The 14,729-nt window shown below is 67.0% G+C and carries 11 protein-coding genes and 2 tRNA genes; 6 read left to right on the top strand and 7 right to left on the bottom strand.

Annotated elements, in window-relative coordinates; genetic code table 11:
• The first annotated feature begins 395 nt into the window (after positions 1 to 395).
• The 4 genes from ACWRN3_RS07930 (at position 396) to yidC (ending at position 3,863) form a co-directional block, all read left to right on the top strand.
• Positions 396 to 2,477 (top strand): DEAD/DEAH box helicase, encoded by a 2,082-nt coding sequence (locus ACWRN3_RS07930; protein ID WP_476740293.1) that lies wholly within the window; start codon positions 396 to 398, stop codon positions 2,475 to 2,477.
• Positions 2,478 to 2,777: 300 nt separating this feature from the next.
• Positions 2,778 to 2,849 (top strand) — tRNA-Thr (locus ACWRN3_RS07925).
• A 60-nt stretch (positions 2,850 to 2,909) separates the two neighbouring features.
• A tRNA-Met gene (locus ACWRN3_RS07920) sits at positions 2,910 to 2,983 on the top strand.
• Between the two features lie 79 nt (positions 2,984 to 3,062).
• Complete coding sequence (yidC, locus tag ACWRN3_RS07915; protein ID WP_324642693.1) at positions 3,063 to 3,863, top strand: membrane protein insertase YidC; 801 nt, start codon at positions 3,063 to 3,065, stop codon at positions 3,861 to 3,863.
• An 8-nt stretch (positions 3,864 to 3,871) separates the two neighbouring features.
• Here yidC and ACWRN3_RS07910 read toward each other — a convergent pair whose 3' ends face one another.
• Entirely contained in the window at positions 3,872 to 4,771 is a 900-nt protein-coding gene (locus ACWRN3_RS07910) for an SDR family oxidoreductase (protein ID WP_324642692.1), read from the bottom strand.
• Positions 4,768 to 5,220 carry a nuclear transport factor 2 family protein gene (locus tag ACWRN3_RS07905; protein WP_324642691.1) on the bottom strand — a complete coding sequence of 151 codons (453 nt, stop codon included), beginning with the start codon at positions 5,218 to 5,220 and terminating at the stop codon, positions 4,768 to 4,770. Before ACWRN3_RS07905 ends, ACWRN3_RS07910 begins: the two co-directional genes overlap by 4 nt.
• Before the next feature lie 92 nt (positions 5,221 to 5,312).
• On the opposite strand from ACWRN3_RS07905, the gene ACWRN3_RS07900 reads away from it, so the two are divergent.
• A complete protein-coding gene (locus ACWRN3_RS07900) occupies positions 5,313 to 5,972 on the top strand; it encodes a TetR/AcrR family transcriptional regulator (protein ID WP_324642690.1) in 660 nt (219 codons plus the stop codon).
• A 77-nt stretch (positions 5,973 to 6,049) separates the two neighbouring features.
• Positions 6,050 to 6,604, top strand: coding sequence for a dihydrofolate reductase family protein (locus ACWRN3_RS07895; protein ID WP_324642689.1), 555 nt, complete (start codon positions 6,050 to 6,052; stop codon positions 6,602 to 6,604).
• Here the strand turns inward: ACWRN3_RS07895 and ACWRN3_RS07890 are convergent.
• From ACWRN3_RS07890 to ACWRN3_RS07870, 5 genes are read right to left on the bottom strand one after another with little or no spacing between them, the layout of a single operon-like run.
• Positions 6,589 to 7,809, bottom strand: a complete 1,221-nt coding sequence (locus tag ACWRN3_RS07890) for an MFS transporter (RefSeq protein ID WP_324642688.1) — start codon at positions 7,807 to 7,809, stop codon at positions 6,589 to 6,591. The genes ACWRN3_RS07895 and ACWRN3_RS07890 overlap by 16 nt on opposite strands.
• A gap of 38 nt (positions 7,810 to 7,847) precedes the next feature.
• Positions 7,848 to 8,645, bottom strand: coding sequence for a respiratory nitrate reductase subunit gamma (gene narI / locus ACWRN3_RS07885; protein ID WP_324642687.1), 798 nt, complete (start codon positions 8,643 to 8,645; stop codon positions 7,848 to 7,850).
• Positions 8,646 to 8,647: 2 nt separating this feature from the next.
• Positions 8,648 to 9,268: a nitrate reductase molybdenum cofactor assembly chaperone gene (gene narJ, locus ACWRN3_RS07880; RefSeq protein ID WP_420716275.1), complete on the bottom strand. Its 621-nt coding sequence runs from the start codon at positions 9,266 to 9,268 to the stop codon at positions 8,648 to 8,650.
• Between the two features lie 26 nt (positions 9,269 to 9,294).
• Complete coding sequence (narH, locus tag ACWRN3_RS07875; RefSeq protein WP_476740292.1) at positions 9,295 to 11,004, bottom strand: nitrate reductase subunit beta; 1,710 nt, start codon at positions 11,002 to 11,004, stop codon at positions 9,295 to 9,297.
• Positions 11,004 to 14,714 carry a nitrate reductase subunit alpha gene (locus ACWRN3_RS07870; RefSeq protein ID WP_476740291.1) on the bottom strand — a complete coding sequence of 1,237 codons (3,711 nt, stop codon included), beginning with the start codon at positions 14,712 to 14,714 and terminating at the stop codon, positions 11,004 to 11,006. The genes narH and ACWRN3_RS07870 overlap by 1 nt, the downstream gene beginning before the upstream one ends.
• Positions 14,715 to 14,729: the final 15 nt, after the last annotated feature.

Here is a 14,729-nt window from a genome sequence, read left to right as displayed (position 1 = left end):
ACGGCTGCGGGGCGCGGGGCGGTGTGCGCAAGCTCACCGCCGTCGTCGGCCGTTCAATTTCCGGTCTCCGGCATCCGTGCCCTACACTTGAAACATCCCCCACTCCGGAAATCCCTTTTTCCTGCCCAATTCTTGAGGCAGGACTGGCAAGTGTTGGGGCCCGCGCAAGCGATGCGGGCATTTTCATAGGGAGAGCCGGCTAAAGAAAACGCTGTACAGACTGCTGGGATAGCAGCCAAGAGATGCAGCGCGAAGTCCTGCCACGGGATTGCGAAAGCGCCGGACTTCTGTGACCGGCCGGTCAACGTTTGCCCGGCATCATCGGCACGTGTACTGCGGCTCCGCTCACCTCGGGTAGTGCCGCCTGGCCCCCTATGGATGAGGAATATCTCTCTATGCCCGAAAATCAGAACGAAACCACCGCAGCGGCAACCGCTGAAACCGCTACCGTCGAATTCACTGAGGCCGCTGCGCCCGCAGCCGAGCCCGCTGCCACCGAAGCTGCCGCAACGGCCGACGTTGCTCCCGCTGCCAAGGCCGCGGATGATGACGAAAACACCGTCAAGTTCGTTGACCTCGGCATCGACGCCCGCGTCCTTGCCGCCCTGCAGGATGTCGGGTACGAAAAGCCGTCCCCCATCCAGGCGGCCACCATCCCGCTGCTGCTTGAAGGCCGCGACGTGGTGGGCCTGGCGCAGACCGGTACCGGCAAGACGGCAGCATTCGCAGTGCCGGCACTGTCCCGCCTGGCCGAACTCCACGACCTCAACGGCCCCTCCCGCAAGACCCAGGCGCTGGTCCTGGCCCCCACCCGCGAGCTGGCCCTCCAGGTTGCCGAGGCCTTCACCTCCTACGCCAAGCACATCGACGACTTCACCGTCCTGCCCGTCTACGGCGGCTCCGCCTACGGCCCCCAGCTCGCCGGCCTGCGCCGCGGCGCCCAGGTGGTCGTCGGTACCCCCGGCCGCGTGATCGACCACATCGCCAAGGGTTCCCTTGACCTGTCCGAACTCCAGTACCTGGTGCTGGACGAGGCTGACGAGATGCTGCGCATGGGCTTCGCCGATGACGTGGAACAGATCTTCCAGCAGACCCCCGAGGGCCGCCAGGTTGCCCTGTTCTCCGCCACCATGCCCGGCCAGATCCGCCGCATGTCCAAGCAGTACCTGAACAACCCGGCCGAGGTGCAGGTCAAGTCCAAGACCACCACCGGCGCCAACACCCGCCAGCGCTACCTGCAGGTCATGGGCCCGCACAAGCTGGACGCCATGACCCGCATCCTCGAGGTGGAAGAGTTCGACGGCGTCATCGCCTTCGTCCGCACCAAGATGGCCACCGAGGACCTGGCTGACAAGCTGCGCGCCCGCGGCTTCCAGGCTGCCGCCATCAACGGCGACATCCCGCAGCAGCAGCGCGAGCGCACCGTCGACGCGCTGAAGGAAGGCCGGATCGACATCCTGGTGGCCACCGACGTCGCAGCCCGCGGGCTCGACGTGGAGCGCATCAGCCACGTCATCAACTACGACATCCCGCACGACACTGAGTCGTACGTGCACCGCATCGGCCGTACGGGCCGTGCCGGCCGTTCCGGTGAAGCCATCCTTTTCATGACGCCGCGCGAGAAGTACCTGCTGCGTTCCATCGAGAAGGCCACGCGCCAGCCGGTGGAGCAGATGCACCTGCCCACCGCCGAGACCGTCAACACGCTGCGCCTGGGCAAGTTCGCCGAGCGCATCACGGAGACCCTTGCGTCCGAGGATGTTGCCGCCTTCCGTGACCTCATCGCTTCCTACGAAGAAGAGCACAACGTTCCCGCTGCCGAGATTGCCGCAGCCCTGGCGGTCATGGCGCAGGGCGGCCAGCCGCTCCTGGTGAAGGAACTGCCTGCCGCTCCCGAGTTCCAGAAGCGTGAGCGGTCCAAGGACGGCTTCGGCTCCCGTGGCCCGACCCGGACGCTGACCGAAGGCAACGCCACCTACCGCATCGCCGTGGGACGCCGCCAGCGGGTCATGCCCGGCTCGATCGTGGGCGCCATCGCCAATGAGGGCGGCATCTCCTCTTCGCAGATCGGCGGCATCGACATCCGCTCGGACCACTCCCTGGTGGAACTGCCAGCGGACCTGAGCCAGGACCAGCTGCGCGCCCTGTCCCGCACCCGGATCGGCGGCGAGCTGATCCACCTCGAGCTGGACAACGGCCGCAAGCCCTCCGGCGACCGCGGCGCCTACCAGGGAAACCGCGGCGGTGACCGCGGTGGCAACTTCAAGGGCAACGGTGGGTTCAAGAAGGAATTCCGCAAAAACGACGGCGAGCGGACCTCCGCTGACCGTGGCGGCCGTTCGTACAGCGACCGTTCGGAGCGTTCCTTCAGCGACCGCGGTGACTCCCGCTTCGCCAGCCACGGCGACGGCTCCCGCAAGCCCCGCAGCGGCGGCGACAGCGGCCACCGCGACTTCAACCGCAAGGGCAAGTGGTAAACACTCCCGCGCGTTGAGAGATTGACGACGGCGATGGGCCGGCTTTCGAGCCGGCCCATCGGCATTTAAGCGGAAGTCGAATGTGGGGCTGGACACATTCCAGCCCCGGCATGTAAGTAACGTGCCTTAAAAAGGCGCTTCCCGGCGTCGGCCGCTCCGCTGTCCATGCCCGTTCAGCCGCGGAATTCCGCGGAAAATGCGGCGTGCGCGGTGCCGGCGGCGGGTGCAATTCCCAGTCCGGGGAGGGGCTGGACGCCGATTTGTTGGTGCGTAAATCTTCCGGTAGAGTATTTACTCGTTGCCCCCCTAGCTCAGTGGTAGAGCGCGTTCTTGGTAAGAACGAGGTCACCGGATCGATTCCGGTGGGGGGCTCTGAATGAGGGCCTGCGTCAAGGCGGTTTGACCGGCTTGACGCAGGTTTTTCTCATTCGTGGCGGTGTAGCTCAGTTGGTTAGAGCGCACGACTCATAATCGTGAGGTCGGGAGATCGAGCCTCCCCACCGCTACAGGCTAAGCCCCCTGGATCGAAAGATCCCGGGGGCTTTCCTGTTTCCAGGATCCGCAGTAGCTTGGCAGCAACTGCGGATGGGGGATTCGGTGGACTTTCCGGCGGCGGTGATGGAGCCGTTCCGATGGCTCGTGTCCGTCATCATGGTGGCTTTCCACGACGGCCTCAGCGCGGCGGGAATGCCGCCGGGGGACGGCTGGACATGGACGCTGTCCATCATCGGGCTGGTGCTGGTGATCCGCGCCGCGCTGGTTCCAGTATTCCTGGCCCAGGTCCGGGCCCAGCGCCGGATGCGGCTCCTGCAGCCGGACCTGAAGGAGCTCCAGGACAGGTACAAGGGCAGGACGGACCAGGCGTCGCGGCAGGCCATGGCCCAGGAACAGATGGCCCTGTACAGGAAGCATGGCACCAACCCGTTCTCGGCATGCCTGCCGCTGCTGATCCAGGCGCCGTTCTTCCTGGCCCTCTTCCAGGTGCTGTCCGGAATCTCCAGCGCCGTGCGGCAGGACCAGGGCATTGGCGCGCTGGGCAGCGAGCAGGTGGTCCAGTTCGATTCCTCCAGCATTTTTGGAGCTCCGCTGTCCGCCTCGCTGCTGCACGGTGGTGGTGACCCCACTGCGGTGGCGGTGCCCGCCGTCGCCATGATCCTGGTGATGATTGCCTGCCAGTTCCTTACCCAGAAACTTGTGGCGGCACGGACCATGGCCGGGCAGGACCCTGACAGCCCGCTGATGCGCCAGCAGCGGATCCTCCTGTATGTCCTGCCGTTGATCTTTGGCGTGGGCGGGATCTTTTTCCCCATCGGCGTCCTGGTTTACTGGACGGTCTCCAACCTTTGGACGCTGGGCCAGCAATCCCTGGTGTCGCGCCGGCCGTGAGCGAGGGGTCAGCGGCCGGACAATGCCTGCGCCTGCTCCTTGAGGAAGTCGCTGACGGACTTCGGCTTGATCCCACGCTGGCGGAGGGGCGCGTCATCCCAGGTGGCCACGTTCAGGTCGGAGGTCAGGCCCGCTCCCAGCGCGGAGGCCAGGCCATCCCTGCGATGCGAGAGCGCCTTCACCGCGAGCCGGGCGACGGGGCGCGGCATGTGCTGCACTTTCATCTTGTGGTGCATCAGTTTCCCGGCGAGGGCAGCGGCCTCGTTCTTCGACACAGGTTCGGGGCCGCCAAACTCGACCAACCGGGGCGGATCCGGCTCCACCGCCAGAGCGCACAGGAGCGCCGCCACGTCATCCGTCGCCACCCACCGCGCCTTGGTGTTGCCGTGCCCTATAACCGACACTTTGCCGGCCGCCATGTCGAAGCGGCTGATGGGGGAGAAGTGGATTTCCTGGAAGGCGTCGGACCGCACGATGACCGTTTGCATGGCAGAAACCGACAGGCGCCTTTCCATTGCGTGCTTGGCGTGCCGCAGTGGTGTCTCGACAGCGGTTTCGATGCCCGTGAAGGACAGATAGACGAAGCGGCGGACGCCGGCGGCCTCCGCAGCGTCGATGAGGTGGCCCATGCCCACCTCGTCAACGTCGCGCAGACTGGCCTGGCTGCTGCCCTGCAACCGTCGGCTTATCGCCGTCGCCGTGGCAATCACCGTTTCGACGCCCTGGCACGCGGGAGGCAGCGTGGCAGGTTCAGTGAGGTCTCCGCGCACAACTTCCGCGCCGATCGCACGGAGCTGTGAATCGTCGGTGGTGCGCCGGACCAGGCAGCGGACATCCTGCCCTGATCCACGCAGCAGCCGGGCCACCCGGCCGCCCAGGTCACCCGTGGCGCCGACCAGGAGGATCATGGCCGTGTTCCTTCCATTCCTGCTCCGGTGACGGCCTGGACCGCGGCATTCACGTCCGCCGGGTCCCTTTCGACGGGCTCCAGGTAGAACCTCACGGCCGCGATCCGGTCGTTGCGGAGGCTGAAGATGGCGACGCCGGCCTGCTCGACAGTGCCGCCGTCCAGGCGGGTGCCCTGCGATCCCCATTCGACCCATACGTTCCCGCCGGTGCCGGTTGCCGAGTCCAGCACTGTCACGGTCATGTCCGGGATCCCTGCGAACAGTGCGGACCAGTTCTTCCGCACCTGCGCGCTTCCGGTGAAGCTGCGGGCGGGGTGGTTGGGGGTGATATTGACGTAGTCGTCGGCGAACTCAGCCACCATGGCATCGAGGTCGCGCCGCTGTGCCGCGGAAAACATTCGGCGAACAGGGCCGTCGGGGAGGCGGTCCACGCCGTTTGGCGTGCCCATTGAAAGACTCCTTGGTGCCTCGCCCCGCGAGGCTGTGACCTGTTAGATTGAATTCAATACAGTGAACTGTATTGATTGGAGTTTAAGACCGCATGCAGAGCCCAGTCAATGCCTCCGGCAAACGCCCCGCACAGCGCAGTTATGACGCGCGGCGGCGCCGGCAGCTCGCCGCGGAGTCGCTGCACAGCGTCCGTTCGCACGCCAGGGAGCTGTTCCTTGCACAGGGATTTGGCGCGACGACCATTGCGGAGATTGCGCGGGCTGCCGGAGTCTCGGGAGAGTCGGTCTACAAGAACTTCGGCAGCAAGGCGGGGCTGGTCCGCGCCATCTACGAGGAGAGCCTCCTCGGTGCCGGCGGTCCGCCGGCGGAGCAGAGGTCTGATCTGGCCCAGACGACGGAAACGGATCCGGTACGGCTAATGGAGCGGTTCGGCCGGTTCGCCACGGAGATCAGTCCCATCGGCGCCCCGGTCTACCTCCTCATCAGGGACGCGGCGGCCAGCGGGGACGCTTCCATGGCGGCACTGCTGCGTGACGTGGACGATGCCCGCTACCGCCGGATGCTGCACAATGCCCGGCAGCTGGTGGGCAGGGGACTCCTCAAGCCCGGACTCACCACGGCCGAGGCTGCCGACGTCATGTTCACCTCCACCGCCGCCGAACTCTACGAGACCCTGGTGGTCAAGCGGGGATGGTCCGCCGAACGCTACGGCACGTTCATCGCCAGGACCCTGGCAGCGAACCTGCTCTGACCCGGCCCGGGCGCCTACTGGCCGCAAACCTCCGGCGGGGCCTGTTCCGCGCAGGATTCGACCGGCAGAATGGGCCCATGGCGCAGCTGATCTACTCCGCAATCATGTCCATTGACGGTTACACGGCAGACAAGGACGGCAACTTCAACTGGTCCGCACCGGATGAGGAAGTCCACGCCTTCATCAATGACATGGAACGGGACGTCGGCACGTACCTCCTGGGCCGCCGGATCTATGAGGTGATGTCGGTCTGGGAAACCATGGATACCCAGGATGAGCCGCCGGTCATCCAGGACTACGCGCGCATCTGGCAGGGGGCGGACAAGGTGGTCTACTCCACTACGCTGGACACCCCCAGTACCTCGAAGACCCGCCTCGAGCGGCAGTTCCTCCCGGAAACCGTGCGGGACCTGAAAGAGGACAGCGGCCGGGACATCAGCATCGGCGGCCCCACCCTCGCGGCGCACGCCCTCAAAGCCGGGCTGGTGGACGAGTGCCGGCTGTTCGTCAACCCGGTGGCCGTTGGCGGCGGCCTGCGCTTCCTGCCGGACGGGCTGCAGGCACGGCTGGAGTTGCTCGAAGAGCGCCGGTTCGGCAACGGGGTGGTGTACCTGCGCTACCGTGCCCGCTGAACCGCTGCCGTCCCGGCCCGTGGCTGGACCGCGAAGAGGGTGAACACCAGGGCCACCAGGGCCGTGCCCACCAGCAGGAGCAGCCCGATCGAATAGCTGCGCGTCACGGCGTCGTAAGTGGCGCCCATCACCAGCGGGGGAAAGTAGCCGCCCAGGCCGCCCGCGGCACTGACGATGCCGCTGATGCTGCCCACCTTTCCTGCCGGGGACAGCACACCCACCCACGCGAACACCCCGCCCGTTCCCAGCCCCAGCGCGGCAGCCATGGCAACGAACGTGGCACCCGCGGGAACCTCGCCGTCGGGCCGCAGGTTCACCACCCAGCCCAGGACGGCGACGGCGCCAAGGGCCACGAGCACCACGGGCTTGGGACCAAGCTTGTCCGCCAGCACCCCGCCCACGGGCCGTGCAAGGACGGCGGCCAGGGCAAACCCGGCCGTCCGGGCCCCGGCGCCGGCGGGGTCGAAGCTGTACACGTCCCGCAGATAGGTGGGCAGGTAGGTGGCGAACGAGACGAAGCCGCCGAAGACCACCGCGTACAGGAAGCACATCTTCCACGTCACGGCCGTCCTGGCCGCGTCCAGGAGCTTGGGCAGCACCGGCGCATGGTTGGGGGCCCAGCCCGGTGATTCCTTCATGAGGAACCAGACCAGCCCCGCCATCACGGCCAGGACCCCGGAGATCAGCAGGTGCGTGGGGAAGTATCCGATCCCGGCCACCAGCCGGGGATTCAGGAAAGCCGCCAGCGCCGTCCCGCCCATGCCTGCGCCAAAGACACCGGTGGCGAAGCCCCTCCGTGCGGGTTCGTACCAGGCGCTGACGAACGGGATCCCGACGGCGAACACCGTCCCGGCCACGCCGAGCAGCAGCCCGGCCCCCAGCACCAGGGCAAAGGAACTGATGAGGCCTCCCACGGAGACCAGGAGGATGGGAGGGATGGCGGCCAGCAGGACAAAGGTGAACATCGGCCTGCCGCCGTACTTGTCCGTGAGCGTGCCCACCACGATCCGTCCCAGCGATCCGACGAACACCGGCATGGCCACCAGGATCCCGGTGGTTGCGGGCGTCAGGGACAGGTCCTGGGTGTAGAAGGCGCCCAGCGTGGCCACCGAGTTCCACGCCCAGAACCCTGCCACGGACGCCGCCGTGGCCAGCGCCAGGTTCAGTGCCCTGCCGGTGACTGGCGTTGAGGTTGTTCCGGCCACTGCTCGCTCCTCACCACGTCATTCAAACGCACCGCCGGTCAGCGGTTGCGGGTGTCCCTGTCCGGCGTGCCCACGGCGGACCAGCCCCTGCCCTTGGTCTCCCTGTCCCGCGACCGGTAGACGATGTAGGGGCGGAACAGGTAGTGCAGGGGCGCGGTAAAGGCATGCACCAGCCGCGTGAACGGCCAGATGACGAAGAGCGCCATCCCCACCAGGGTGTGCAGGTGGAAAGAGAACGGCGCGGCCGCCATCGCCGCGATGTCCGGCTGGAAGATAAACAGCGACCGGAACCACGGCGCCACGGTTTCCCGGTAGTTGTGCCCGTGTTCGCCCTCGAAAACGCTGGCCAGCGTGGTCCACAGGCCGAACACGATGGCAGCGGTCAGCACCACGTACATGGTCTTGTCATTTTTGGTGGTGGCCATGAAGACGGGCCCGGTGGTGCGCCGGCGGTAGATCAGGAGGGCGATCCCGCCCAGCGTCGCGACCCCGGCAATACCGCCCACCAGCAGGGCATTGAAGTGGTAGAACTCCTGGCTCATGCCCACCGCCTGGGTCCAGGCCATGGGAATCACCAGGCCGAAGAAGTGCCCGGCGATGACGGCCAGCAGCCCGAAGTGGAACAGCGGGGACGCGATCCGCAGAAGCCGGGATTCATACAGCTGGGAGGACCTGGTGGTCCAGCCGAACTGGTCGTACCGGTAGCGCCACACCAGGCCGCCTACCAGCACCACCGCCATAACGTACGGCAGGACGCCCCACAGGACGGTGTCCCAGCTGTTAACCACGACGGCGGCCCCCGGCCCCGTCTCCAGCGCCGCCCCGAGTGCCCGCATGGTCAGCCCCTCCTGACGGGCAGCAGCCGCGGGTCATAGGGATCGAGCCCCACGCTTTCGGTGGGTGGTCCGTATCCGGCCATGCGCATCACTTCCTGCTCGTCCTGGGGTGACTTTCCCGGCAGCGTGGCGCAGATGGCCGCCAGGATCCGGCCGTGCGGCAGGTTGTCACGCAACAGCCCGAGCCTGAGCATTTCGAGGCTGGCCCGGTAGCGTTGCAGCAGTTCCCGCCCGGCGTCCCCATCGACCCGGGCGGCGAATTCCAGCACCATGGGCAAGTAATCGGGCAGTTCCCCGTCCAGGTCCACCAGCGCGCCGCTGCGCCGGTAGGCCTCCTTGAAGAATCCCAGCACCTCGCCGCGGCGGCGGGTGTCCCCGTCCGTCCAGTAGCTCAAGTGCAGGGCGTGCCGCCTGCCCAGGTCGAATTCGCGGACGTACTGGGCCTGCAGTTCCATGGGCGGGGTGGCTTCCAGGAGGTCCAGCACCGGCGCGAACTCCGGCAGGGCGCCGGGAAATTCGGACAGCGCCGCCCGGACCAAAGGGACCCGCTCCACCAGTTCCCCATCCGGATAGGACAGGCACCAGGCCGCGGCAAGGTAGACCACCTGGTCGCGGCGGTTCACGGTTGGCCGGTCCAAGGCTGGCCGCTTCATGACCCATCCTCGGCGGCAGCCAGGGTGTCCGGCTCCGGGCCCCTGTCCGGGTAGGGCTTGTCCGGGAACAGTCCGGGCGGGGCGCCGCGGCCATCCCAGTTCAGCAGGTTCACCCTCCCGCGCAGGTCTGTTCCGGCCGCGATGGTGTCCGAGCTCTGCCGGTCCCGCAGGGCGTTGAACGTATCCACGGCCACCGGAACGGGCCTGCCGCTCGCCTCGCCAAACGGTGCCGAATCCTGCATGCCCGGTCCGCCGTCGAAGTCCAGCGAACAGCCCAGCTCCTCCAGGTCGTGCGCCTGCTCCAGGTGGGCTGTGGGGATGACATATCGTTCGCTGTATTTGGCGATGGCCATCAGCCGGTACATGTCGTACATGCTTTGCCCGTCCATGCCCACGGACTCCGGGATGGACTCGTCCGGATCCCCGCCCATGCTGATGCCGCGCATGAAGGAGCGCATGGCCGCGAGCTTCCGCAGGACGGCGGTGACCCGTTCCGTGTCCCCGGCGGTGAAGAGCTCGGCGAGGTACTCCACGGGAATCCGCAGGGCATCGATGGCGCCGAACAGGTTGCCCGTGTCCTCGCCGTCGTGGCCCTGGTCGCGCAGCAGGTCCACCACGGGGGAAAGCGGCGGCACGTACCAGACCATCGGCATCGTGCGGTACTCCGGGTGCAGCGGCAGGGCCACTTTGTAGACCTTGGCCAGGGCGTAGACGGGGGAGCGGCGTGCCGCGTCAAGCCAGTCCTCCGGGATGCCCTGCGCGCGGGCGTCGGCCTGGACGCGGCGATCGTGGGGGTCCAGCAGCACGTCCATCTGGGCGTCGTAGAGGTCCTGCGGGTCGGTGACGGACGCTGCCGCGGTGACGGCATCGGCGTCGTACAAAAACAATCCCAGGTAGCGCAGCCGGCCCACGCACGTCTCGGAGCAGACGGTCGGCAGGCCAACCTCCACCCGGGGGTAGCAGAACGTGCACTTCTCGGCTTTGCCGGTCTTGTGGTTGAAGTAGATCTTCTTGTAGGGGCAGCCGGTGACGCACTGCCGCCAGCCGCGGCACCGGTCCTGGTCCACCAGCACGATCCCGTCCTCCACCCGCTTGTAGATCGCGCCGGACGGGCAGGACGCCATGCAGGACGGATTCAGGCAGTGCTCGCAGATCCGGGGCAGGTAGAACATGAAGGTCTGCTCGTAGGCGAACTTGATCTTGTCCTCGGACTCCCGCCGGACCTTTTCCACGATCGGGTCCAGGTGCCCGTGGTCCTGCGAGCCGCCCAGGTTGTCGTCCCAGTTGGCGGACCAGGTGATCTTGGTGTCCTCCCCGGTAATGAGCGACTTGGGCCGGGCAACGGGGAAGTCGTCGCCCAGGGGTGCGTCCACCAGGGTCTTGTAGTCGTAGGTCCACGGCTCGTAGTAGTCCTTGAGCTCGGGCTGGACTGGGCTGGCGAAGATGCCGAACAGCTTCTTCACCCTGCCGCCGGCTTTGAGGACCAGCCTGCCGCGCCGGTTCAGGGACCAGCCGCCGTACCAGCGGTCCTGGTCCTCGTAGCGGCGGGGGTAACCCTGCCCGGGCCGGGTTTCCACGTTGTTGAACCAAACGTATTCGGTGCCGGCACGGTTGGTCCAGGCCTGCTTGCAGGTCACGGAGCACGTGTGGCACCCGATGCACTTGTCCAGGTTCATCACCATGCCCATTTGGGCCATTACACGCATCAGTACTGCACCTCCTGGGAGCGGCGGCGCACGGTGGCCACCATGTCGCGCTGGTTTCCGGTGGGGCCGAGGTAGTTGAACGCGTAGGCCAGCTGCGCGTAGCCGCCGGCCAGGTGCGAGGGTTTCACCAGCAGCCGGGTCACGGAATTGTGGATGCCGCCGCGCCGGCCGGTCGCTTCCGATTTCGGTACGTCGATGGTGCGCTCCTGGGCGTGGTGGACGTAGACCACCCCGGCCGGCATGCGGTGGCTGACAATCGCCCGTGCCACCAGTACCCCGTTGACGTTGGTGCACTCCACCCAGTCGTTGTCCCGGACCTTGATGGCATCCGCGTCGGCTGGGCTCATCCAGACCGTCGGCCCGCCGCGGGACAAGGACAGCATCAGCAGGTTGTCCTGGTATTCGGAGTGGATGGACCACTTGGAGTGGGGGGTCAGGTACCTGACCGTCACCTCCATGGCGCCGTCGGAGCCGAGCCGTGGTTCGCCGAACAGCCGGTGCATGTCCAGCGGCGGCCGGTAGATGGGCAGGGCCTCGCCGATGTCGGTCATCCAGTCGTGGTCCAGGAAGAAATGCATCCTGCCGGTGAGGGTATGGAAGGGTTTGAGCCGTTCGATGTTGATGGTGAACGGGGCGTACCGCCGGCCGCCGGTCTCCGAGCCGGACCACTCCGGGGATGTGATCACCGGGACCGGACCTGCCTGGGTCTGGGCGAAGGTGATGAACTTTTCCTCGGAGCCCTCCGCCAGGTCGGCCAGTTTCCTGCCGGTGCGGACCTCCAGATCCTTGAAGCCCTGGACGGACAGCAGGCCGTTGGTGGTGCCGGAGAACGCCAGGATTGCTTCGGCCATCTTCGCGTCGGTGTCCATGGCTGGCCGGCCGTCCGCCGCCCCGCCCAGCATCACGCCGTTGGCGTGGCTGAGCCGGGCCAACGGTTCGGCCATTTTGTAGGTGACGTTCTTGACGGTGAAGCCGAGTTTGTCGGCCAGGGGTCCGACGGCGGCGAGCTTGTCCGCGATGGCCGTGTAGTCCCGTTCCACGACCGAAAAGACGGGCATGTTCTGCCCCGGCACCGCAGGGATGTCCGGGTCCCGCCAGTCGCGGACCCGGCCGCCGGGCTGGGCGAGCTGGCCCGGGGTGTCGTGCTGCAGCGGGACGCTGACGAGGTCGCGGCGGACGCCGAGGTGGGTCCTGGCAAGCCGGGAGAATTCCCGGGCCAGCAGGTGGAAGGTGTCAAAGTCCGTCTTGGTTTCCCAGGGCGGGTCGATGGCGGGGCTGAACGCGTGCACGAACGGGTGCATGTCCGTGGAGGAAAGGTCATGTTTTTCGTACCAGGTGGCGGCGGGAAACACGACGTCGGACAGCAGCGTGGTGGACGTCATCCGGAAGTCGGCGGAGACCAGGAGGTCCAGCTTTCCCTCCGGCGCTTCCTGGTGCCAGGCCACGTCGCGGGGCTTGAGTTCCTCTGCACTGTCCCCGCCCAGGACGTTGTTGTGGGTTCCCAGCAGGTTGCGGAGGAAATACTCGTTGCCCTTGGCCGAGGAGCCGAACAGGTTGGACCGCCACAGCACCAGGGTCCGCGGCCAGTTGGCCGGGGCATCCACATCCTCGATTGCCGGGTTGAGGGAGCGGTTCTTCAGCGATTCGGCAATGTAGGAGGGTGTGTCCGCGGCGTTCCCGGCGGCCACGGCGGCCTCCGCCTCGTCAGCTATGTCCAGGGGGTTGCGGTCGAACTGGGGGTAGAACGGCATCCAGCCGAGCCGTGCGGACTGGGCGATCGCGTCCGCCGTGTGCATGCCGTCCAGCTTGCCGGTGGAGAGGGGAGACTTGAGGGCGTCGGCGGAGTACCCATCCTGCCGCCACTGGTCCGTGTGCATGTACCAGTAGCTGGTGCCGGTCATGGTCCGCGGCGGCCGAGACCAGTCCAGGGCGTTGGCCAGGGACACCCAGCCGGTGATGGGCCGGGTCTTTTCCTGGCCCACGTAATGGGCCCAGCCCCCGCCGTTGCGGCCCATACAGCCGGTGAGCATCACCAGGGCCAGCACCGCCCGGTACGTGGTGTCGCCGTGGAACCACTGGCAGATGCCTGCCCCCATGATGATCATGGAGCGGCCTTGTGACTCCTCGGCATTGCGGGCGAACTCGCGTGCCACCCGGATGCAGGCCTGGGCCGGGACGCTGGTGATCTCCTCCTGCCACGCCGGGGTGTACGGGGTGGCGGCGTCGTCGTAGCCGGCCGCCCACTCGCCGGGCAGGCCTTCCCTGCCCACGCCGTACTGGGCCAGCATGAGGTCGAACACGGTGGTCACCAGGTGGCCGCCCACCTCCATGACCGGGACACCCCTGCGCAGGATGCTGCCTTCGCCGCCGGCGTCCTCGAAGCAGGGGAGCAGGATTTCGGCGCTCTCCCCGGACACCTCGCGGAGGGACAACGCCGGTTCGATCCCCTCAAGGTCCAGGTTCCACTTGCCTTCCCCGCTGCCCGAGTACCGGAACCCCATGGATCCGTTGGGCACCGCCGCCCGCCCCGCGGCCCTGTCGAACAGGACGGTGCGGAACGCAGCGTCCTCGGCCGTGGACTCCCCGGGGACGTCAAGGGCGGTGAGGAACTTCGACGGCGTGAGGGCGCCGTCGTCGGTTTTCTCCAGCCTGACCAGGAAGGGAAGGTCCGTGTACTGCTTCACGTAGTCGGTGAAGAACGGCACCTGCCGGTCCACGAAGAATTCCTTGAGCATGACGTGGCCCATGGCCATGGCCAGGGCGGCGTCCGTTCCGGCCTGCGCCGGAAGCCATTCGTCGGCGAATTTTGTGTTGTCCGCATAGTCCGGGCTTACCGTGACCACCTTGGTGCCGCGGTACCGGACCTCGGTCATCCAGTGCGCATCCGGCGTGCGCGTCACCGGAACGTTGGAGCCCCACATCATGAGGTAGCGGGCGTCCCACCAGTCTCCGGATTCGGGAACATCGGTCTGATCCCCAAAGACCTGCGGGCTGGCGACGGGAAGATCGGCGTACCAGTCGTAGAAGGACGTCATCACCCCGCCGATCAGCTGGATGAAGCGCGTACCCACCGCATGGGACACCATGGACATGGCCGGGATGGGTGAAAAGCCCGCGCAGCGGTCCGGGCCGTACGTTTTGATGGTGTTCACGTGGGCTGCGGCGGCAATCTCGATGGCTTCCTGCCAGGACACGCGCACCAGGCCGCCCTTGCCGCGGGCCTGTTGGTAGCGGCGCCGCTTTGCCGGGTCCGCAGCGATCTCCGCAAAGGCCAGTACGGGATCGCCCAGCCGGTCTTTGGCCTCCCGGTACATCTCCACCAGGACGCCCCGCGCATACGGAAAGCGCACCCGGGTGGGGGAGTAGGTGTACCAGGAAAAGGCCGCCCCGCGGGGACAGCCTCTGGGTTCGTATTCCGGCCGGTCGGCCCCCACGGACGGGTAGTCCGTCTGCTGCGATTCCCAGGTGATGATGCCGTCCTTGACGTACACCTTCCATGAACAGGAGCCGGTGCAGTTCACCCCGTGCGTGGAGCGGACCACCTTGTCGTGGCTCCAGCGGTCGCGGTAGAAGATGTCGCCCTTGCGGCCGCCTTCCCGGAACACCGCCCGGCCGTCCTCTGTCTGGTCCCACCTCGTGAAGAAACGGCCCAGCTTTAACATTGCTTCTGATGCGGGTCCATCCAACCCCGCATGGGGTCCGGCAGCCATGCCCCCAAGCTAGGT

This window comes from Pseudarthrobacter sp. rb (assembly GCF_056389225.1).
Note: the sequence above shows the minus strand (reverse complement) of the source record. Positions and strands in the feature narration are given on the sequence as shown.